Source organism: Bradyrhizobium sp. MI1.3, from assembly GCF_055811695.1.
In genome coordinates this window covers 50,626-68,967 of the sequence record NZ_JBVVPQ010000002.1, presented here as the reverse complement: position 1 = coordinate 68,967, position 18,342 = coordinate 50,626, and the positions used below count along the sequence as shown (strand labels likewise).

The 18,342-nt window shown below is 62.8% G+C and carries 24 protein-coding genes and 2 pseudogenes; 10 read left to right on the top strand and 16 right to left on the bottom strand.

Annotated features, from left to right (window positions below; all coding sequences use genetic code 11):
* Positions 1-3 precede the first annotated feature (3 nt).
* The 3 genes from AC0L3A_RS01440 to AC0L3A_RS01430 all read right to left on the bottom strand — a co-directional run bounded on the left by AC0L3A_RS01440 (position 4) and on the right by AC0L3A_RS01430 (position 3,183).
* Positions 4-1,263 (bottom strand): serine hydrolase domain-containing protein, encoded by a 1,260-nt coding sequence (locus tag AC0L3A_RS01440; RefSeq protein ID WP_473253445.1) that lies wholly within the window; start codon positions 1,261-1,263, stop codon positions 4-6.
* Between the two features lie 111 nt (positions 1,264-1,374).
* Positions 1,375-2,133, bottom strand: coding sequence for an SDR family oxidoreductase (locus tag AC0L3A_RS01435; protein WP_473253444.1), 759 nt, complete (start codon positions 2,131-2,133; stop codon positions 1,375-1,377).
* Positions 2,134-2,301: 168 nt separating this feature from the next.
* Positions 2,302-3,183: an AraC family transcriptional regulator gene (locus AC0L3A_RS01430; RefSeq protein ID WP_007592151.1), complete on the bottom strand. Its 882-nt coding sequence runs from the start codon at positions 3,181-3,183 to the stop codon at positions 2,302-2,304.
* 322 nt (positions 3,184-3,505) lie between these two features.
* Here AC0L3A_RS01430 and AC0L3A_RS01425 point away from each other — a divergent pair, with 322 nt between their 5' ends.
* Positions 3,506-3,853 carry a hypothetical protein gene (locus AC0L3A_RS01425; protein ID WP_473253443.1) on the top strand — a complete coding sequence of 116 codons (348 nt, stop codon included), beginning with the start codon at positions 3,506-3,508 and terminating at the stop codon, positions 3,851-3,853.
* A 71-nt stretch (positions 3,854-3,924) separates the two neighbouring features.
* Here the strand turns inward: AC0L3A_RS01425 and AC0L3A_RS01420 are convergent, their stop codons facing one another.
* Positions 3,925-4,383, bottom strand: a complete 459-nt coding sequence (locus tag AC0L3A_RS01420) for a suppressor of fused domain protein (RefSeq protein ID WP_473253442.1) — start codon at positions 4,381-4,383, stop codon at positions 3,925-3,927.
* A gap of 378 nt (positions 4,384-4,761) precedes the next feature.
* Between AC0L3A_RS01420 and AC0L3A_RS01415 the strand changes: the two genes are divergently transcribed.
* Complete coding sequence (locus tag AC0L3A_RS01415) at positions 4,762-5,208, top strand: Rrf2 family transcriptional regulator (protein ID WP_007592157.1); 447 nt, start codon at positions 4,762-4,764, stop codon at positions 5,206-5,208.
* Positions 5,209-5,347: 139 nt separating this feature from the next.
* Positions 5,348-5,992: an NADPH-dependent F420 reductase gene (locus AC0L3A_RS01410; protein ID WP_473253440.1), complete on the top strand. Its 645-nt coding sequence runs from the start codon at positions 5,348-5,350 to the stop codon at positions 5,990-5,992.
* A gap of 75 nt (positions 5,993-6,067) precedes the next feature.
* Here AC0L3A_RS01410 and AC0L3A_RS01405 read toward each other — a convergent pair whose 3' ends face one another.
* From AC0L3A_RS01405 to AC0L3A_RS01395, 3 genes are all read right to left on the bottom strand, one after another.
* Positions 6,068-6,472 (bottom strand): nuclear transport factor 2 family protein, encoded by a 405-nt coding sequence (locus AC0L3A_RS01405; RefSeq protein WP_473253439.1) that lies wholly within the window; start codon positions 6,470-6,472, stop codon positions 6,068-6,070.
* 1 nt (position 6,473) lies between these two features.
* A complete protein-coding gene (locus AC0L3A_RS01400; protein ID WP_219683238.1) occupies positions 6,474-7,370 on the bottom strand; it encodes an MBL fold metallo-hydrolase in 897 nt (298 codons plus the stop codon).
* A gap of 72 nt (positions 7,371-7,442) precedes the next feature.
* A complete protein-coding gene (locus AC0L3A_RS01395; protein ID WP_354127937.1) occupies positions 7,443-8,087 on the bottom strand; it encodes a DsbA family protein in 645 nt (214 codons plus the stop codon).
* Positions 8,088-8,193: 106 nt separating this feature from the next.
* On the opposite strand from AC0L3A_RS01395, the gene AC0L3A_RS01390 reads away from it, so the two are divergent.
* Complete coding sequence (locus tag AC0L3A_RS01390) at positions 8,194-9,099, top strand: LysR family transcriptional regulator (protein WP_473253438.1); 906 nt, start codon at positions 8,194-8,196, stop codon at positions 9,097-9,099.
* A gap of 49 nt (positions 9,100-9,148) precedes the next feature.
* On the opposite strand, the gene AC0L3A_RS01385 is transcribed toward AC0L3A_RS01390, so the two are convergent.
* From AC0L3A_RS01385 to AC0L3A_RS01375, 3 genes are all read right to left on the bottom strand, one after another.
* Complete coding sequence (locus tag AC0L3A_RS01385) at positions 9,149-9,586, bottom strand: type II toxin-antitoxin system VapC family toxin (protein ID WP_219683241.1); 438 nt, start codon at positions 9,584-9,586, stop codon at positions 9,149-9,151.
* A gap of 3 nt (positions 9,587-9,589) precedes the next feature.
* Complete coding sequence (locus AC0L3A_RS01380; protein ID WP_007592169.1) at positions 9,590-9,832, bottom strand: type II toxin-antitoxin system Phd/YefM family antitoxin; 243 nt, start codon at positions 9,830-9,832, stop codon at positions 9,590-9,592.
* Between the two features lie 106 nt (positions 9,833-9,938).
* Positions 9,939-10,835: a LysR family transcriptional regulator gene (locus AC0L3A_RS01375; protein ID WP_219683242.1), complete on the bottom strand. Its 897-nt coding sequence runs from the start codon at positions 10,833-10,835 to the stop codon at positions 9,939-9,941.
* Positions 10,836-11,097: 262 nt separating this feature from the next.
* Here AC0L3A_RS01375 and AC0L3A_RS01370 point away from each other — a divergent pair, with 262 nt between their 5' ends.
* The 5 genes and pseudogenes from AC0L3A_RS01370 to AC0L3A_RS01350 all read left to right on the top strand — a co-directional run bounded on the left by AC0L3A_RS01370 (position 11,098) and on the right by AC0L3A_RS01350 (position 14,394).
* Complete coding sequence (locus AC0L3A_RS01370) at positions 11,098-11,832, top strand: SDR family NAD(P)-dependent oxidoreductase (RefSeq protein ID WP_007592172.1); 735 nt, start codon at positions 11,098-11,100, stop codon at positions 11,830-11,832.
* 52 nt (positions 11,833-11,884) lie between these two features.
* Positions 11,885-12,637 carry a glucose 1-dehydrogenase gene (locus tag AC0L3A_RS01365; protein WP_473253437.1) on the top strand — a complete coding sequence of 251 codons (753 nt, stop codon included), beginning with the start codon at positions 11,885-11,887 and terminating at the stop codon, positions 12,635-12,637.
* A 32-nt stretch (positions 12,638-12,669) separates the two neighbouring features.
* Entirely contained in the window at positions 12,670-13,269 is a 600-nt protein-coding gene (locus AC0L3A_RS01360; RefSeq protein WP_473253436.1) for an NADPH-dependent F420 reductase, read from the top strand.
* A gap of 70 nt (positions 13,270-13,339) precedes the next feature.
* Positions 13,340-13,750: a nuclear transport factor 2 family protein gene (locus AC0L3A_RS01355; RefSeq protein WP_219683245.1), complete on the top strand. Its 411-nt coding sequence runs from the start codon at positions 13,340-13,342 to the stop codon at positions 13,748-13,750.
* Between the two features lie 11 nt (positions 13,751-13,761).
* Positions 13,762-14,394 (top strand): annotated as a pseudogene (locus AC0L3A_RS01350) (class I SAM-dependent methyltransferase).
* A gap of 122 nt (positions 14,395-14,516) precedes the next feature.
* On the opposite strand, the gene AC0L3A_RS01345 reads toward AC0L3A_RS01350, so the two are convergent.
* The 4 genes from AC0L3A_RS01345 to AC0L3A_RS01330 form a co-directional block, all read right to left on the bottom strand.
* Positions 14,517-15,260, bottom strand: coding sequence for an SDR family oxidoreductase (locus tag AC0L3A_RS01345; RefSeq protein ID WP_007592179.1), 744 nt, complete (start codon positions 15,258-15,260; stop codon positions 14,517-14,519).
* 246 nt (positions 15,261-15,506) lie between these two features.
* On the bottom strand, positions 15,507-15,917 hold the full coding sequence (locus AC0L3A_RS01340; protein ID WP_007592181.1) for an SMI1/KNR4 family protein: 411 nt from the start codon (positions 15,915-15,917) through the stop codon (positions 15,507-15,509).
* Between the two features lie 76 nt (positions 15,918-15,993).
* Complete coding sequence (locus AC0L3A_RS01335; RefSeq protein ID WP_473253435.1) at positions 15,994-16,377, bottom strand: hypothetical protein; 384 nt, start codon at positions 16,375-16,377, stop codon at positions 15,994-15,996.
* The gene (locus AC0L3A_RS01330) at positions 16,377-16,529 is read right to left on the bottom strand and encodes an integrase (RefSeq protein WP_035992850.1); all 153 of its coding nucleotides are present in this window, start codon (positions 16,527-16,529) and stop codon (positions 16,377-16,379) included. The genes AC0L3A_RS01335 and AC0L3A_RS01330 overlap by 1 nt, the downstream gene beginning before the upstream one ends.
* Before the next feature lie 119 nt (positions 16,530-16,648).
* On the opposite strand from AC0L3A_RS01330, the gene AC0L3A_RS01325 reads away from it, so the two are divergent.
* The gene (locus AC0L3A_RS01325) at positions 16,649-17,041 is read left to right on the top strand and encodes a VOC family protein (protein ID WP_007592186.1); all 393 of its coding nucleotides are present in this window, start codon (positions 16,649-16,651) and stop codon (positions 17,039-17,041) included.
* 113 nt (positions 17,042-17,154) lie between these two features.
* Here AC0L3A_RS01325 and AC0L3A_RS01320 read toward each other — a convergent pair.
* Both AC0L3A_RS01320 and AC0L3A_RS01315 read right to left on the bottom strand, forming a co-directional pair.
* Positions 17,155-17,289: pseudogene (locus AC0L3A_RS01320) on the bottom strand (GMP synthase (glutamine-hydrolyzing)); the annotation flags it as partial.
* A gap of 66 nt (positions 17,290-17,355) precedes the next feature.
* The gene (locus AC0L3A_RS01315; protein ID WP_473253434.1) at positions 17,356-18,255 is read right to left on the bottom strand and encodes an HNH endonuclease; all 900 of its coding nucleotides are present in this window, start codon (positions 18,253-18,255) and stop codon (positions 17,356-17,358) included.
* Positions 18,256-18,342: the final 87 nt, after the last annotated feature.

The window sequence follows — 18,342 nt, the reverse complement described above, 5'->3', positions numbered from 1 at the left end:
GCCTCACCCGCCCGCCATCAGCTGCTTCGCCAGCGCCATGTAGGCCGGCAGCGTCACGGGGTCGTTGGCGGCGTTGCCCGCTACGGGGTGCGAGGCGTAGCGCGCGATCACCATCTCGGCCTTGGGATCGATATAGATGCCCTGGCCGTGAACGCCGCGCGCCATATAGGCGCCGTGGGCGTTGTGCGTGACCCACCATTGATTGCGATAGGACGTACCTGTTAGCGTGGTGTAGCCGGCCGGCTTGAATTTTTCGGGATCGCCGCCGCGCGCGATGTCCTCGACGACAGACGAAGGCACGATCTGCCGGCCGTTGAAGCGGCCGTGATTGCGCATGGTCTCGCCGAAGCGGGCGAGGTCGCGCAAGGTGGTCGACAGGCCGCCGCCGCCGCTTTCGGTGCCGATGCGATCGACGTGGTAATGCGCGTCTTCCTCCGCGCCCATCGGCTGCCAGATCCGCTCGGAGAGCAGATCGGACAACGTCATGCCGCTGACGCGGCGGATGATCCAGGCCAGCGCGTCGGTGTTGACGGTCTTGTAGGCAAAGGCCTTGCCGTGCTCGCCCTGCTTCTTCTGCGCGACCAGGAAATCGAAGATGGTGGTCGCACCGTCATAGCCGGGTGGAATCGGCGCCATGCCGTTGGCGCGCCGCAGTCCCCACACATGCGAGTTCTTGTCGGTATAGACCTCCGTGTATTCGAGCCCGGTGGTCATATCCATGACCTCGTGCACGCGCGCATCGCCGAAGGCGCTGGCCTTCAGCTCAGGCACATACTCCGCGACAGGCGCCTGCGGATCGATCTTGCCCTCGGCGACCAGAATGCCGGCGAGCACGCCCGTGAACGACTTCGTCACCGACATCGCGATATGCGGCTTGTGCGGCTTCAACGCGCCGAAATAGCGCTCATAGATCAGCTTGCCCCGGTGCAGCACGGCGATGCCGTCGGTGTAAGTCTCGTCGAGCATCTTCGCGAACGTGATGGGACGCCCGTCCATCGTGACGCAGGCGACCGCGCCGATGTCGTGGTCCTCGCGCGCCAGCGCCGACGCAGGCCCCGCCCCGCGCCAGACGTTCACGGTCGGCACCAGCTGGCGGATGTTGCTCCAGGCCCAGCGCAGCTCGGGGAAGCTGCGGAACGAGCCGTCCTGGAAACTGATGGTGCGGTCGGGGGAAGGCGGGAAGCCTTTCATCCAGCCGAGTGTTTCGGGATCGGTTTCGGCGGCGCTTGCGGGCGGCTGAGTCGGGGCGGTGGCGGCGGACATCAATATTGGGCTCCGGAAGCGAACGACGGGATTTCGTATCATGGCGATTGGTGGCGAACATCCCGTGTTTGCGCCGAGGTGACCGTCGTCGTGCGCTTGGCGGGTTCGTCGTCAGGTCAGGCGCACCGACATGCCACCGTCAACCGTCATGGGACTGCCCGTCATGAACGATGCCCGGTCGCTCAGGAGAAAAACCGCCGCCTGCGCGATCTCCTTGGGACTCGCCATCCGCTTCATCGGGTGGAGCCCGGCGATAAAATTCAGGGCGTCGGGATTTCCTTCGCCTGCCGCCGGGGTGATGGTCCCTCCAGGCAGAAGCGCGTTGACGCGAATGCCTTCGGCCGCATGCTCGGCGCCCAGCGATTGAGCCAGGCCGATCAGTCCTGCCTTGGAGGCTGCGTACGCCGCCATTCCCGGCATGCCGCCGTTGCTGAACCCAACGAAGGACGACGTGAAAACGATCGAACCGCCGCCCTGCTTGCGCAGCGCCGGGATCTGCGCCTTTGCGCTGACGAACGCCGAGGTGAGATTCACCGCGAGCACATCGGTCCAGTTTTCGACGCTCATCTCGGGGACCGGCGTCATCTCGCCGACGATGCCGGCATTGTCGAAAGCGCCGTCAAGTTTTCCGAACGTCGTGACGGCGTGCTCGACAAGGCGGGCAGCATAGCCGGTGTCCCGAACGTCGCCCGCGAGAAAAGTCGCGCGCCCTCCGGCGCTCTCGATGCTTGCAACAACCGCCTGCAGCTCGGGGACGCGACGAGCCCCGAGCACCACATCGGCGCCTTCGAACGCGAACAGCGACGCCGCGGCAGCACCGATACCGCTGCTGGCGCCGGTTATGATGATCGTCTTGTTTGCCAGTTCCACCGCGAGACTCTCCTGATGTCAAACAGGATCCGAACAAGACATCAGGCACCGGCGAGCTGCCACCCGTTTCCCGAGTTGAACGCGGGAGCGGATCGCGGCGGACTTGATCGGGGAATGGCGGCCTGTCGGTTTCCGTGATTGGAAGCGACAGGCCGCCGTCAGCGGTCGCTACTTCAGCGGCAAGAAAACGTCCGCAACAGTCTCGTGCTCCGGCACCTCCGGGAAGAAGCTCAGCCGCTGGCAATAGATCGGGAAGTCGCGGGCTTCCTCGCCGCTGGCTGGAAGCCAGTCGCGATAAAGAAAGAGCGCGGCAGGCTCCAGATTGTCGGTGTAGCCGACGACGCGCAGCACCGCGCAGCGCCCGCCAGGGATCTCGCCGGTCTTGATCTCTTCGCCGTTCGCCGCGATCGGCTGGTCGGTGCCGACACAAAGGTCGATGCTGTATTCGTCCCGCTGCGCCGGACGCCTCTCGGAATGCCAAACAGTGAAGGTCGGACTTGTCCTGGGATGCAGGTTCGCCGCCTTGCGCCACGCGATGAAGCGCTGGATGGTGGCGGGAAGCGTCGCCGGGTCGCCGCGATGCTCCATGATTGCCACCGGCGTCGGGGGCACATCACGGATCGTCACGTCGTTGGTGGTAAAAATCTTCTGCATGAGCTTGCTCCTGGCATTGTCGAGAGGCCCCAAGGCCGCAAGCCACGGCTCCCAGTCGGGAGACTTCCGGAAGGACGACGGCGATTGCCCGAACCGTTGCCGAAAGGCGCGAGCGAAGGCATCCGGTGCATCGTAACCGGCATCCATCGCAATCTCCGTCACATCAAGGGCGTCCATATAGGCTAGTTGATGCGAAGCGCGCTTCATGCGGGCCAGCTGGACATAGCGATGCACTGATAATCCGAAGGTTGCCGAGAACTGCCGGTGGAAATGATACTTTGAGAAAGCCGCAACAGCACTCACCGTGTCCAGATCCAGATCACCGTCGAGATGCCGATCGATATGATCCAGCACCCGTCGCATCCGGTCCTGATAGTTTTGCAGCGCCGCCTTCATCGTCCCTCCTCCGTGGCGGCTCCATCTAGTCCTGACGGCCATGACACGCTCGACCGATCTTGCGGTTTGGCCGAGTCTGGCCAATCCTAGTTCGAATGACCACGCCGATTGCAAGCACCTTCCTCTCCGCGCTAAACTGTCGGAACCCCCTTGACCCACAAGTGGCGTTCCCCTTCGAGCCGACTTCCCGAACATGCACGAGCTGACGCCCGACTTCGAACGCTTTATCCGCGATCTCGAGGACTTCAATCGTGGCTGATGCGGTCAGCGGCCATCCGGGCTGCGGCTTCGGGGAATTCTCATTCGCAAACGGAATCCAAGCATGAATGCAACTCTATCCATCGTCGTCCTGGCTGCCGAGCTCCTCATCAGCGCGTTGGGCGCGTTCGTGTCAATTGCCGCGCTTGGCTTTGCGGGAGAGGTCACGCGATCCAGGGATTTGACCGCCTTTGGCTGGGTCCTGGGGGCGCTTTACTTCGGTGTCGCCTTTACGCCCCTCGTCGCAACCGCATGGGTGGCGCACAGAAGGTTTGTTTCAGACAAAGCATTCCCGGTGCTGGAGGTCATTTCGTCGCCGTACCTGGTGCCGGTGGTGCTGTGGGTTGGCGCAGCGATTTTCTGCATTGGGCTGTTGGCATTTCAAAACGGCGCGGGGCTGGCGCCGCGGTAGCGAGACGCGAAGCGATACCCTTCGGGCCAGGCGAGTCGCAGGCGTCCACGAGGATAGCGGCGGTCAAGGTATCAAAGAGCGCTGGGACGATCGATGTCGAATACGTCGATCTGTCGGTCCTCGAACAGATCCTCCAGCGCTTCGGGCCCGTTCGCCAGCGCGTAGTCCCGCTCGGCGTCCGAAATAGGTAGCACCTGCAGCCAGGTGACGGACTTGGCCGAGAAGGACTGTGTTTCAAGGTTCCACAAGAACGGAGAGATGAGCATGGCGTGCTTCATCTCGCGCCCTTCGCCATACAGTTCCAGGGCTCGCGGAATGACGACGCCGGGCAAGAGTGTGATTTCGCCCTTCTTGATGCTGAAAGCGCAGGTCGCGATCATGTTGGCGCCCTCGGCGCATTCCGTCGCCAGAGCCAGCAAAATCTCGACGCCCAGGGCCTTGCCGCCGGACGTCAGGCCTGTCTTCGCGTCGGAGAGCGCGAGGCTGGCATAGGTGGAAACGCCTCCTGCCGGGACGTTCTTGATGATCATGATATCGACGTCGCAGACGTGGGCATCATCCCAATATTTCGTAACCGTCGGTGAGCCCTGCGTAGCATCTCTCAAATAGCGGGCGAGAGATCTGTTGTCTTCCGAAACCACCATGGCTCCTCACGTCAAATCCAAGATCGTCGGCAGTCATATCTTCACCGTGATGACTGCGAGCATACGATCATCGCTCTGTCCTGTCGTGCGACCTCGGTATAGACGGGGCCGGTGGTCATATCCATGACCTCGTGCACGCGCGCGTTGCCAAAGGCGCTGGCCTTTAGCTCCGGCACAGCCGCGCATCCAGCCGCTTGCAGACGCACCAGTGTTGACATCGCCGAAAGTGTGTAATAGTGATGGTTACACACAAACGAGATCGTCATGCCGACCAGCACCCGCTTCGCCGTTGCCGTTCATATCCTCACCGGACTTGCCGTGAGCGACGGAAAGCCGCTGCGGTCCGAGGATCTCGCCTGGTCGGCCAACACCGGTGCCGTCGTCATCCGCGGGCTTTTGTCCCGCCTGAGCGATGCCGGGCTGACGCGTTCGCAGCTCGGAGCGGGTGGCGGCTCCTTGCTGGCGAAACCGGCAAAGAAGATACGGCTGCTCGATGTCTATGCGGCGGTCGAGGACACCGAGCTGTTTTCGCTGCACCGGACCCCGCCCTGCGAGAGTTGCGCGGTCGGCGGCAACATCATCGCGGCGATACAACCCGCCCTGGACCGCGCGCGCAAGGCGCTCGAGGCTGAACTCGCAAAAACGACAGTGGCGGATGTTGCAGCCGAGGTGGCGCGGCTGGGCAAGTTCTCCATTCCGCTCGCCTGGTGATTTGTTTTGCTCTTAAATGTAATCGTGTCATCGACACATAATATCTTCAATGCCGAACGGCATCGATCAGTAACGACCGACCAGCCTTCGGGGCGCTGGCGGTCCTTCTTTCAAGCCCCTCACCTCACAGGAGTCCATCATGAATATTGGTATCATCGGTTCTGGCGCCCTCGGCTCGAACCTCGCACGCGCTCTCGCCAGGAAAGGCATCTCGGCCACTATCTCCAACAGCCGCGGACCGGAATCGCTGGCGTCGCTGATTCAGGAGTTCGGCCCTTCAATCAAGGCCGGCACCGTGCAAGAGGCAGCCGGCGCCGATATCGTCATCGCCGCCATCCGCTGGACTGATGTGGAGAAGGTGTTCAGCCGCTTGCCGGCCTGGAACGGTCGCATCGTCATCGACGCCACCAATCCGGTGGAATTCCTCGATCCCAACTCGGCGGATGCGAAGGACCCGAGCAATCCACTGGCGGCCTACGGCATCAAGGCCGTCGATCTCGGCGACAAGCATTCGAGCGAGATCTTCAGCCAATTCGTTCCGGGCGCCCGCGTGGTCAAGGCGTTCAACCATAACGACGTTGCGGCGCTGTCGAATCCGGACGTTGCGGGTGGCCGGCACGTACTGTTCTATTCGGGCGATGACGCTGCCGCAAAGGCCGAGGTTCGCAAACTCATCGAAGGCACCGGCTTCTTCCCGGTGGATCTGGGCTCGCTCGAGGTCGGCGGACGATTGGCAACCCTGCCCTTCGGCGCGCTGGCCGCACACAACTTCATCAAGGTTTAGCAGCCGTCAAAAATGAAAAAAGGGAGCCCGCATGTCGCGGGCTCCCCTCCTCTACATTCCGACGTCAGCCGGCTGTTAGCGGCCAGCAGGCTCCAGCGCCTTCTGCACCATCACGGTGTCGGCATATTGCGTCATGCTGGTGATCTTGCCGTCTTTCAGCAGATAGAGATGCGCGAACGTCGCGCGCATGGATTTGCCGGTCGCGTTGTAGGTCCCGGAGTAGACGCCGAAGGCGGCGACGCGGTCGCCGTCTTCGAGATAGGTGTGAACATCGGCGCGGTAGCCGGTCCATTCGGTGGCGAGACGCCGGAATACGCCTGATATGATCGCGTCGGGTCCGACATAGGTGCCCGCGTACGGAAACCCTTCCGCTTCGGTCCACGCGGCATCGGGAGCGAGAGCGGCCAGGAGATTCCGGCCGTTCTGTTCCGACGATGATCCCTCATAGGTGGCGCGGATCAGATCGAGGTTGCGAGCCATCTCAGCCCCACTTCATCTCGCCGGTGGCGACCTTGGCGCCGATGTCGAGCGCAACGCCCATGCCGAGGCCGGGGAAGCGCGCTTCCATCGCTGCCTTGAGCGCCGCGGAATCCTTGGCCTTGGCCAGCTCTTCGTCGAACGCCTTGAGGTAGGCGATGGTGTGCTCGACGCCGGACAGGTCGGTTTTTGCATCCACCGACACATGGCCGGGCACGACGATCGCCGGCTTGCGCGCCGCGATCTTTTCGAGATTGGCGATCCAGGCCCCGCGCTGCTCCTTGGTCGGCGTGTCGGCGGTCCAGACATGGACGCCCGAGAAGATCAGCACGCCGCCGAACACCGCGTTGAGCGAGGGCACGAACAGATAGCGCCGGTTGACCAGGCCGTCCGCGCTGACGATCTCGATGGTCTCGCCGTCCACGCTGAGCGTCTTGCCGTCGAACGCTTCGGGGATCACCACATCGGCAAGCACCTGCGGGCCGTTCGCCTTGAGCTGCGGTCCCCAGACCGCAAGCTTCTTTTCCACACTGGCGTTAATGGCCGCCACGGTCGCGGGCGCCGCGAGCACGCGGGCCTCGGGGAAGATCGCCTTGATCGCGCCGAGGCTGAAATAATAATCCGGGTCCGACTGGCTGATAAAGATGGTGGTGAGCTTCTTGCCGGTTGCCTTGATGGCGTCGGCAACAGCCTTGCCGTCGGGAAGCGTGAAGCCGCCATCGATCAGCACGGCTTCGCTCGGCCCGGACACCAGAACGGGTGCCCGGAAGAAGCCGTTCTGTCCGGCTGGAAAATGCTTCCAGGCGAGCCCGCCGGCGGCATGGCCGAGGCCTGCGGGTGCGAAGACTGCGGCGGCGCCTGCGGCGAGAGTGGTCTTCATGATGGTTCTCCTTGTCGGCATGTTGGTCTCCTGGTGCTGGTCTGGGATCGCGAAATTCAAACTGGATGGTCCGGTCTCTGTTGAGCGCGGCGCTCAGGCCGCCTTGAGTCCGTCGACGAGGACGTCGAGGCTGCCGAACAGCGCGCTCGCCTGCATCAGGCGGCGATCATGGCCCGTCCCGACGATGAGGGCCGGGACGCCGTTGGCACCGAACCGGCGCATCTCGGCACGCGCAGCCTCCAGGCGCGCGCGGTAAGCGGTGATCAGTGCAGCGTCGGGGCTCGCCAGACGCGCGGCAACCTCAGGCAAATTCATCGTGCGCAGCACGTCCGACAGAACGGAGATGTCCGTGCTGTCGCGTCCTTCGACATAGCGGACGAGCTGGAAGGCCTTCAGCGCCGCGAACTCCCGATCCGGGGCCATGAGCGCGACTGCCGTGAGCGCCAGTGTCGTCGGGCCGGAATCGAACAGGCGCGTGCGGTCGCCCAGCACATCGCGGCGATAGGCTTCGCTGAAGGGCTGGCCGCTCAAGCGCGAAATCCGCTGGTCGTTGCTCCAGGCATAAGCGGCAAAGCCGTCGTCCATCGGACGCGCGCCCTCGCCGGCAAACAGGCCTGTCGGCGCAAGTTCGACAGCGAAATCCGGCCGGGCGACGAGCTGTTCGAGCAGCGCGGCGGCGCCGTAGCACCAGCCGCAGAGCGGATCGAACAGGTAGGTGATGGGAATGGGCGCGGACATGGCGATCTCCTTGAACCGCAATGTGGCACGCGGGAATTGGTAGATAAATATCAACAAAATAGACAAAATGTATGTTATTGACTGACAATAGATGACCGGACGAGCCATGAACCTGAACCGCCTCGCCTATTTCGCAGCCGTCGTGGACACCGGATCCTTCACGCGGGCAGCCGAACGGCTCGGCATCACCAAGGCCGTGGTCAGCCAGCAGGTGGCGCAGCTGGAGCGCGATCTCGGCACCAGCCTGCTCGTGCGCACCACGCGCCGGGTCCACCCGACCGAGGCGGGCCGCATGTTTCATGCGCGCTGCGCCATGATCTTGCGCGAGGCGGAGGATGCCTTCGACGAACTCGCCCAGGCCGCTGCCGCGCCGACCGGCACATTGCGGATCACGGCGCCCAACGACTACGGCACAGCCGTCGTCGTTGCCGTCGTCACCGCCTACGCGGCGCGCTATCCCAACTGCCGCGTGGAGTTGACGCTCGAAGATCAGACGGTCGATCTCGCCTCAGGCCAGATCGACATGGCGATCCGTGTCGGCTGGCTGGTCGATTCCAGCCTGCAGGCGCGCAAGATCGGATCGTTCCGGCAATGTCTGGTCGGCGCTGCCGCGTTCACGGATCGGATCGCCGCCGCGCGCGATCCCGACGACATCGTCACGCTGCCGTTCATCGCCAACATGGCGCTGCGTGAGCCGCTGCTGTGGCAGTTTTCGCGCGGCGATCTCGATCGACGCGCTGTGCGGCTGCAAGCGAGCATCGCGATCGACACGACGCCGGGGGTACTCGCGGCCGTGCTCGCCGGCGGCGGCCTTTCGGTGCTGCCAGACTTCCTGGTGGCCGACGATCTCGCGGCGGGCCGCCTCATTCACATCCTGCCGCAATGGCAACTGCCATCCGGCGGCATTCACACGGTCTACCCCGCGGCCCGCTTCCGGCCGCCCAAGGTGACGGCGTTCGTGGAGATGCTGATCGCGGCTCAGCGACAGGCGGGTTCGGTTGGGGCGGAGTAGCGGTGGGCAGCCAATTAGAGGCCACGCCCTCCCTATGCCTGCGCGATGATCAGGACGGCGGCAGCTCGTCGAAGGGATCATGCACGGGTACGCCGAGCGGCAGGAAATGCCTCGCGTTGCGTGACAAGACCGTCAACGAGTGCTGACGCGCAGTTGCGGCAATCATGATATCGGCAAATCCCGGAGAATGCCCCTGCCCTCGCGCGCGGTCCGACAATTGTCCGGCGATCCGCGCAGTGGGGGTATCGAACGCCAGGATTCGATCCTCATACAGGTGCAGCACGGCTTCCAGCCATTGAGCCAAATCTCTACTCCTGCGCGTGGCTTTCTCGCGTCGCAATTTGGCTATTCCGTCCTCAACCTCCGCAATCGTCACGACGGACAAGAACAAGGAGGCGGATTGCGCATCCATCCACGCGACGAGTGCCGCAGGCGTCGGCCGGTTCGGCGAGGCGGCAGATATGACATTGGTATCGACGAGATACACGTCTCAGAAGTCGGTCTTGCGCAGCTTGGCGCGATTACGCGTCGGCACATCGCCGGCCCGCACGGGGGCCGCCATCAGCAGGCGCCCGAAGCTCGGCACCTGCGACAGACGCCGCCACTCCTCATAGCTCAAGACCACCGCCTGCTTTTTACCGTGACGCGTGATGATCGCGGGCTTGCCATCGACCGCTTCATCGACGACCGCGGAGAGGTTGGCCTTTGCATCACGAAGCTGAATCTCTCGCATGAGTCCTCCAATATGACTACAGTGGTCATATAGGAGGACGGCTTGTATTTCAAGGCATTCCCGGCCGACCACCGGACGGCATCCGAATGGACCGACCTGCCCCACGTCAGTCGCGCGATACGGACAGCCCCGCGAGAAGCGGCGCGTACGCGGCGAGCCTGCGGGATACGAACTCGGTGAAGAGCCGCACGCGCTTGGTCTTGCGTGTCTCGCCCTGTGTGAGGAGCCAAACCGTTCCGTACATGTGTAGCTCGGTGCCCGGCACCCTCACCAGCAGGGGGTCGGCATCGCCGACGAAGCACGGCAGCGTCGTGATCCCGAGCCCTTGCCGGACCGCAGCGATCTGCGTCCCGGCGTCTGAGGTCCTGAATGGAACGCCCGTGGTGCGGACCTCGCCCGCGCTGGCCCAGTCCGGGATGCCGTGCATGCTGATGACGATCCAGCGGAAGGGATCAGGCGCGCCCGCGCGCCAGGCGGCCAGCCGATCCCTGGATATGTAGACGGCGCCGAACAGCTCCGGTCCCTTCATGCCGTGAAGATTTTGCGGGAGGGTTTTGCGGTCATAGACGACGCGGATCGCGACGTCGGCCTCCCGGTTGGTCAGATTAGCCAGCTCGCCGGCCGACAAGATATCCATCTCGATATCAGGATGCAGGCGCGCAAAATCGGCGAAATCGGGCATCAGCAGGTGCGTCGCAAGCGGCGGCGCCAGCGTCACCCGCAGACGCCCACGCACGCTCTGGTCGCGCCCGAACACACGCGTCTCCAGCAGGTGTGAGGAGGCTTCCATCTGGTCCGCGAATTCGAGGACCTCCTCGCCCGCAGCCGTCAGGCGGTAGCCCGAAGGCAGCTTTTCGAACATCTGGACCCCGAGGCGTTCCTCGAGCTGGGCGATGCGTCGCAGCACGGTCGCGTGGTTCACACCGAGGTGCTCGGCGGCCGCCCGCACCGAGCCTCCGCGCGCGACGGCTAGAAAATAGCGAACGTCATCCCAGTCGATCATGGTGCAATCCCGCACCGCGCGGTGCGCCTTCCAAAGCCCGGATCTGACGCCTCCTACAGCAGTCCGAGAGGTCATCATAGCCAGTTCCGACAAATACGACCCAGTTCCGAACGGCGGACCGTCGCGGCTGGCGTCGGACGCGCGGCCGGATCGATTTCGCACCACCGATGTGCGCGCTTCCGCACTCAACGCCTGACGCCGCCGGACCTATCTCGTGGTCCTCGGGGGCAGATGCTGCCCCGACACCACGACAGGAGAATTCATGGGAAAGCTCGACGGCAAGGTTGCAGTCATCACGGGTGGCGCGACCGGCATCGGCCGCGCCGCGGCAAGGCGCTTCATCGAGGACGGCGCCTTCGTCTTCATCTTCGGCCGCCGGCAGCAAGCGCTCGACGCGGCCGTCGCCGCCCTCGGGCCCAATGCCCGCGCGGTGAAGGGCTCGGTCTCGGATGAGCCCGACCTCGACCGACTCTACGCGGCGGTGAAGGCTGAGCGCGGAACCCTCGACATCGTCTTCGCCAATGCCGGCGCGGGAAGCCAGCTTGCGCTCGGCAAGATCACCGCCACGCATATCGACGAAACCTTCGACACCAATGTGAAGGGGACGATCTTCACGGTGCAGAAGGCGCTGCCGCTGATGCGCCGGGGCGGTTCGATCATCCTGACCGGATCGAGCGCCGGCACCACGGGCGCGCCGGCCATGAGCGCCTACAGCGCGAGCAAGGCGGCCGTGCGTAACCTCGCGCGGACCTGGGCGGAGGACCTGAAGGGCAGCGGCATCCGCGTCAACGTGCTGTCGCCCGGGGCGACTGCGACCGAACTCGCGAAGGAAGCGTTGGGCGAAGAGGGACAGAAGGTCTTCGCCGCGATGACTCCGCTGCAGCGCATGGCCGATCCCTCGGAGATCGGAGCCGTCGCGGCCTTTCTCGCCTCGTCGGACAGCAGCTTCATGACCGCCAGCGAAGTCGCCGTCGACGGCGGCCTGGCGCAACTCTGATCCCGGCGCAGTCCCGCGCCTGGCCCACACACACAACGAAGGAAGAAAGATCATGAAAAAACTAGAAGGCAAGATCGCAGTCATCACCGGCGGCAGCAGCGGGATCGGGCTGGCCACAGCCAAGCGCTTCGTGGACGAAGGTGCGCATGTCGTGATCACCGGACGACGCGAGAAAGAACTGAAGGAAGCCACGGCCTTCATCGAGAGAAACGTGACGACGGTCATCGGCGACGTGTCGCGCCTGGAAGATCTGGACCGGCTCTATGCCGTCGTGAAAGAGAAACATGGTCACATCGACATTCTCTTCGCGAACGCGGGCGCGGGAACGATCGCACCGCTCGCGATGGCTACCGAGGCCCATTTCGACCAGACCTTCGACGTCAACGTGAAGGGGCTGTTCTTCACCGTGCAGAAGGCCCTCCCCCTCTTCAGGGACGGCGGTTCGATCATCCTGAACTCTTCGGTGTCGAACGTGAAGGGGTTGCCAGGGTTCAGCGTCTACGCCGCGAGCAAGGCGGCGGTGCGCAGCTTCTCGCGCGCCTGGACGCTGGAGCTGAAGGACCGCAAGATCCGTGTCAACACGATGAGCCCCGGACCAACCGAAACCCCTGCCCTGGAAACAACGACGGGCTTGACCGCCGAGCAAGCCAAGCAAGCGGCCGCCGGATTTGCTTCACAGGTCCCGATGGGGCGCAGGGGCAAGCCGGAGGAAATCGCGGCTGCCGTCACTTTCCTCGCCTCCGATGAAAGTTCTTACATCACCGGCGTGGATCTCGCCGTCGATGGCGGCATGGCGCAGGTCTGACCGCGCCATCGACACAAGATCGGAGAAACACCATGAGCTACGCGATTATCGGCTTCGGCCATATCGGCCAGGCCCTGGCCAGGGCGTTTGCCCGCAATGGCGTCGAAGTATCCGTTGCAACCACGCGCGACCCGGAAAGCTTTGCATCCGCCGCGGCCGCGATCGGACCTTCGATCATTCCCAAAAAGCTGGTGGACGCGGTCAAGGCGGACATCGTCTTTTTGGCGGTCCGTTTCGAGTCGCACCAGGATGTCGCGAAGGCGCTGCCCACTTGGCAGGGCAAGACCATCATCGATGTGACCAACGCCTACGGCGTGCCGCCTGAGAAACTGGGAGGACAACCTTCGTCCAAGGCCCTCGCGCAAGCCTTCACCGGCGGTCGACTGGTCAAGGGCTTCAACCATTTGGGTGCTGCCGTGCTTGGCCAGGATCCGGCCGTCCATGGTGGCAGGAGAGTCGTATTCCTGGCGAGCGACGACGACGCTGCCGCAGCGGAAATTGTCGCGCTTGCGGAAAAGCTCGGCTTCGCGCCGATCAAACTCGGCGGGCTTTCCGAAGGCGGACTGCTCGTGCAGGCGCGCGGAAACAGCTGGGGCCACCTGATCTTCAAGGATCTGGTCAAGTTCGGCTGATGAACACGGGGACACGAAGCATGCGATCGGATCGCGCGCGATCCGATCCGAGCGAAACGGAGAAATTCCCATGAGTATCGAGAAGAACATCCAGACCGTGAAGGACTTCTTCGCCGCGATCGGCCGTGGCGACAGAGAGGCTCTGCTGGCGCTGGTCACTGAGGACATCGAGTGGATCATTCCGGGCGAGGACTGGCCGCTGGCCGGAACGCATCGCGGGCACGACGGGGTGACGGATCTGCTGGAGACGGCATCCAGGTCGGTCGAAACGTCCACCGAACCCCGGGAGTTCGTCGCGCAAGGCGACCGGGTCCTGGTCGTCGGCTTCGCGAAGGGGAAGATCAAAGCCACGAACAAGACGTTTAGGGACGACTGGGTCTTCGCCATCACCGTTCGCAACGGCAAACTGACGAACATCAGGGAATACATCGACACGCAGGCACTGGCACGAGCCGCGCGCGTGTCGAATGCCCAAGCCTAAAGGAGATCCAGATGTACGACCAATCCAAGCTGTCCAAGTTGATCCGGTTCGCACGCATCAATGCGGGCTCCACCGTCATCGACGTTTACCCAGGCGATGGCGACTGGACCCGTCTCTTCTCCGAGATCGTGGGAGGCGAAGGACGGGTTGACAGCTTCGTGCCGGCCGAAGTGGCCCACTTCAAGAACGATCCGCTCGGTCGCATCCAGGCGCTTGCAAGGGAGCCGGGTCGAGACAACGTCGAAGCCGTCTCGGCGGACCTCGTGGCGATGCCGGAGGTCACGCGACCGGCGGATGTGCTGTAGCTGCACCTGTTCTACCACGATCTCCACACCGCACTGATCCAGGCCCGGGGCGCGACGGCGGCCCAATTCAATCGAGCCGTCTACGAGCGGCTGAAGCCCGGCGGGTGCTACGTCATCGTCGACCACGCCGCCGCGCTCGGGGCGGGCACGAGCGAGGCCCAGTCGCTGCATCGGATCGAGCCTGCATCCGTTCGCAAGGAGGTGGAGGCGGCCGGCTTCGTGCTGGACGCACAAAGCACCCTGCTCGCGAACAAGGACGACCCGCACACGATCAAGGTGTTCGATCCCGCCATCAAAGGCAACACCGATCGCTTCGCCTATCGGTTCGTGAAGCCGTGACGCCTTCCCCGCGAAAGCAGCGCGCGACCCTTCACTCCCGCACAATCGACCGCGCCGGGATGCCCGCGCCGATCAGGATGCGGCAAATCCCTGAATGTTTGTTACCCGGCATGACGGCGGGCTCAGGCCTGCTGGGTGGGATAAAGCGTGAGGATGTTGACGTTGACCCTGGGCGGTTGCGTCACCGCGTAGAGGATGGCAGCGGCGATGTCCTCGCTCTCGAGCTGCTCCATGTCTCCCAGTCTGGTCTCCACCGCCTGGCGGACATCGGGACGCATCTGCGCGACAAACTCGGTTTTGACGGCCCCCGGCTCGATCGTCGTGACGCGGATGCCGTCCTTCCCGACTTCGCGTCGAAGCGATTCCGCCATGGCGCTGGCAGCATGCTTGGTCCCGGAATAGACCGTTGAGGCATGGATATAGCGTCCGGTGCCGGATGAGAGGATCACGATATGCCCCGAACCTTGCCGCTTCATTCCCGGCAGCGCGGCATGGATCGGGTAGAGCAGCCCCAGGAAGTTTACGTCGATCATCTGACGGTATTCAGCTGTCGTGGTGTTCTGGAACGGCGCGGCGACGCCAACGCCGGCTATGCAGAGCAACATGTCGAGCCGCCCAAACTCCTCGATAGCGCGCAGCACCATCGCCGAGACCTGCGCCTCGTCCGAAACATCGACTTCGAGCGGAAGCGCCTGGCCGCCGGCTTGGCGTATCCGCTCCGCAAGATCTCCCAAGCGCTGCATGCGCCGGGCTGCGATCGCCACGCGCGCTCCTTCGGCTGCAAGAGCCACGGCCGTTGCTGCTCCAATCCCGGATGACGCTCCGGTCACCAGCGCGACTTTTCCGATCAGTTTGCCTGTGCCCATGCGATGTCTCCGTTCGTCTTGCTCCCGCGGCTCACAGCATTGAACGACTTCTTGACGAAATCGCGGTGCGGCTTGTGCGGAGCGGACGCGCGCGAGGATCCGAGGCGAGGCTGCCGCGCAGCAGCAGCAAGCCCCAATACGAATGCGACGGATTTCGCTTTTGGCGGCGGGCTTCAGCAGCTCCAAACCGGCCGCTGGGCATCGACCTGACAGCGAAGTTGATCGTCGGCGCCCACGCGCGTGCTGCTATGAATCGGGGACCAGAACGGCGAGAAACTCCGGGAAGCTCGTCGCGACCAACTCCACGCGGTCCTCGCCAGGCTCCTGTTCGTGATCCCACCAATAGATGGCTCCGGTGCTCGGACCCATGCGGCAATCCAAAAGGTAGAGGTTACCACCTTGGTCTTCGCCAACTGCCAGCATCCCTTCGGGAAGGACGTCGCCAACCAGTTCATAACAACCATCGAGTTGGAGGTAGTCTTCAGCGTCCCCGATTTCGAAGATGCAGCTCACATCCCAGTAGTCTGGATTGGTCGAGACGACCTGAACCGGACGAGACGGCTCTTCCCTGTGTGACCGCAGGAAGGCGAGATACGTCACGGGCAAGCTGGCCCCAAGCGCTGCTTCCAAGCTCTCAATTCGTCGTTCGGCGTCCATAACGCGATGCTAGCGCTCGGCCCGCTCTGGCTCAATCGTCATCCCGCCCTCGTTCTTGAGCTTTCGGTCAGCCGGATCACTTTTGGGCCCTGCCGTCAGATGACTGCTCTGCCGACCCGCCGATTTTCTTCGCGACCACATAGACGTCGACGCCGCTCATCGAGCATTCCTCGCTTGATGCCTGGCTTTTCGTGATGACCTCGATTGTCTTGCCATCCTTGGTCTGAAACGTGATGTCGTAAACCTCCTGGTGGAGGTCCTTGCCGATCTTTTCGGATGCGAGACGAACGGCCTTGGTCTGCGCCTCGATCACGGATGGAATATCGATCAGGCCGGCGTTCTTGAGGTGCACGAGGGCCATGTTCGTGGGCCAACTCGCGCAGTCCGGAGACTTCGCCAGAGCCACCGCAGCCGGCATCACAAATATTGCGGCCAGTACCACTTTCAACGCGGCGCGCATCAATGCACCACCTTGATCGAGTGGTCGCCACTTTCGCAGATCTGCTTGCGCCTATTGATGGGCAGGACGGTAACGTACATGCCGTCGCGGTCGCCGCGCTTGTAGAGCTTCTTGCCAGGCTTAAGCTTCGGAAGTCCCGTATCGGTCAACAAGGTACTCTCCGTTCGGTTCGCCGCCAGATACTATCATGGTACTGCTTCATTATTCTCAAATACGTTGTTATCTTTTTGTCAAAAGAAACTCGACTGCCCTGTCAACTGAGGCCCTGCGAATGAAAAGCTTGAACAATCTAGAGTGCGTGACCCTCTTCGTTGACGACCTCGCGCGCGCGAGGGCATTCTACGAGTCCGTGTTCGACGCCAGGCCGATCTATTCCGACGCCGTATGCAGCGTGATCGGGCTCGGTGGCGTAATGGTCAATTTGCTACAGGAGACGGAGGCACTGCAGCTTGTGCAGCCGGTGGTGCCGGCTGCTTCGAGCGCCGGACCTCGCATGCTCATGACCATTCGAGTCGGCGATGTCGATGATGCCTGTGAGAGGCTCCGGCAAAACGGCGTAGACTTGGTGAACGGCCCGATCGATCGTCCCTGGGGTCGCCGCACCGCCGCCTTTTCCGACCCATCCGGTCATATGTGGGAGATCGCACAGGAGATACCCTCCTAACATCCGTCATCCGCGCCGGGACGTCTGCACCAAAGCGGTTCTCACTGGCGAGTGGCAGAGCATTGCTCCGATGGCATCAACAGGGCCAATCGGGCGATAGCGCCGCTATCCCCCTACTCCCACGCAATCGTCTCAGGCTGCTTGCTCGTCACGTTGTAGACCACCCGGTTCACGCCCTTCACCTCGTTGATGCGCGCCGCGGTCTCGCCCAAGAACTTCATGTCGAACTGGTAAAAGTCCGCGGTCATGCGCGCATTGCAAGCTTTTATGCACTGTCACCGCAATTCCCTAATCCAACATATTCCTATCGATACCTATTGCTTGAAGCAGTGCTCGCGATGCCATTGCAGGAAATGTGGATGTGGACGATCCAATGGCCGCCGCGGTTCAAGCGCGTGGCCGGTCTTGTTGACGACCGATCTTACGCTCTCGCGATCGTTTGTCTGACGTGAGATCAATATCTCCAGATCATCCGCCAAACTAATGAGACCACGATCGAACATCCAATGCGCGGTGCCTGAAAGAGCAATCCCGTTACTAACGATATCCGGTCCGTTCGCCTCGACTGGTCGGATGTGGGCGGCGGCCACCTCGGCGCGCCCCATTCCATTGATGAGCTTCAGCCCGGTGATCGCGCAACGCTCATCATAGGCCCGGAGCACGATCCGGCGGAAAATCCGGTCACGCAAAATTCTCGATACAGTCAGGCTGACGCGGTCGCGTTGTTGGTCGAACCTGAACGGCGCCTGCTCCTCGTTTAAATCGAGCGGTCGGACATCGTCGTCACGCCGCGGCAATAACGGCACGTTCTCGGCGAAACCAAGGGCGCATATTCTATTGAAATCTTCGAGCGAAAGTGGACGGACAGCGGACTGAGCCCGTCCCGAAATCCGTCCCTGCTCGTTCAAAACACCCCGCTCTACTGGTCCGTTCGACCCATTGAAGGGGACCGGATTGGCGAAATCGAGATAGCTTCCTGGCTCGATCACCGCGAGGTACATCCCGGAAGTACCGGGATCCGGAATCACTTGCTGAACCCTTGCAATCGCAAAGTAGCCTCGCGTTTCAGCTACCTTGCTCGGTTCATAATAGATGACCCAATCGTCAATGCAGGCTTCAACACGACGCAGGTACTGACTGGGAAACTGATAACGTTCAGCCGGGCTGTCATCGTAGATCGAGTCGGATCGATGGATGAATACCCCAAATGCCATAACTCAATTAAACTCGTCGGAAGCGACACCCGTCAATCTCGTTCTGCGATTCCGATGGGTTTCGCTGCGCTCTACCCATCCTACTGG

Coding starts and splice junctions, on each gene's coding strand:
- AC0L3A_RS01440 (WP_473253445.1), bottom strand. CDS start 1,263: ATGTCCGCCGCCACCGCCCCGACTCAGCCGCCCGCAAGCGCCGCCGAA.
- AC0L3A_RS01430 (WP_007592151.1), bottom strand. CDS start 3,183: ATGAAGGCGGCGCTGCAAAACTATCAGGACCGGATGCGACGGGTGCTG.
- AC0L3A_RS01425 (WP_473253443.1), top strand. CDS start 3,506: ATGAATGCAACTCTATCCATCGTCGTCCTGGCTGCCGAGCTCCTCATC.
- AC0L3A_RS01420 (WP_473253442.1), bottom strand. CDS start 4,383: ATGATCATCAAGAACGTCCCGGCAGGAGGCGTTTCCACCTATGCCAGC.
- AC0L3A_RS01415 (WP_007592157.1), top strand. CDS start 4,762: ATGCCGACCAGCACCCGCTTCGCCGTTGCCGTTCATATCCTCACCGGA.
- AC0L3A_RS01410 (WP_473253440.1), top strand. CDS start 5,348: ATGAATATTGGTATCATCGGTTCTGGCGCCCTCGGCTCGAACCTCGCA.
- AC0L3A_RS01405 (WP_473253439.1), bottom strand. CDS start 6,472: ATGGCTCGCAACCTCGATCTGATCCGCGCCACCTATGAGGGATCATCG.
- AC0L3A_RS01400 (WP_219683238.1), bottom strand. CDS start 7,370: ATGCCGACAAGGAGAACCATCATGAAGACCACTCTCGCCGCAGGCGCC.
- AC0L3A_RS01395 (WP_354127937.1), bottom strand. CDS start 8,087: ATGTCCGCGCCCATTCCCATCACCTACCTGTTCGATCCGCTCTGCGGC.
- AC0L3A_RS01390 (WP_473253438.1), top strand. CDS start 8,194: ATGAACCTGAACCGCCTCGCCTATTTCGCAGCCGTCGTGGACACCGGA.
- AC0L3A_RS01380 (WP_007592169.1), bottom strand. CDS start 9,832: ATGCGAGAGATTCAGCTTCGTGATGCAAAGGCCAACCTCTCCGCGGTC.
- AC0L3A_RS01375 (WP_219683242.1), bottom strand. CDS start 10,835: ATGATCGACTGGGATGACGTTCGCTATTTTCTAGCCGTCGCGCGCGGA.
- AC0L3A_RS01370 (WP_007592172.1), top strand. CDS start 11,098: ATGGGAAAGCTCGACGGCAAGGTTGCAGTCATCACGGGTGGCGCGACC.
- AC0L3A_RS01365 (WP_473253437.1), top strand. CDS start 11,885: ATGAAAAAACTAGAAGGCAAGATCGCAGTCATCACCGGCGGCAGCAGC.
- AC0L3A_RS01360 (WP_473253436.1), top strand. CDS start 12,670: ATGAGCTACGCGATTATCGGCTTCGGCCATATCGGCCAGGCCCTGGCC.
- AC0L3A_RS01355 (WP_219683245.1), top strand. CDS start 13,340: ATGAGTATCGAGAAGAACATCCAGACCGTGAAGGACTTCTTCGCCGCG.
- AC0L3A_RS01345 (WP_007592179.1), bottom strand. CDS start 15,260: ATGGGCACAGGCAAACTGATCGGAAAAGTCGCGCTGGTGACCGGAGCG.
- AC0L3A_RS01340 (WP_007592181.1), bottom strand. CDS start 15,917: ATGGACGCCGAACGACGAATTGAGAGCTTGGAAGCAGCGCTTGGGGCC.
- AC0L3A_RS01335 (WP_473253435.1), bottom strand. CDS start 16,377: ATGCGCGCCGCGTTGAAAGTGGTACTGGCCGCAATATTTGTGATGCCG.
- AC0L3A_RS01325 (WP_007592186.1), top strand. CDS start 16,649: ATGAAAAGCTTGAACAATCTAGAGTGCGTGACCCTCTTCGTTGACGAC.
- AC0L3A_RS01315 (WP_473253434.1), bottom strand. CDS start 18,255: ATGGCATTTGGGGTATTCATCCATCGATCCGACTCGATCTACGATGAC.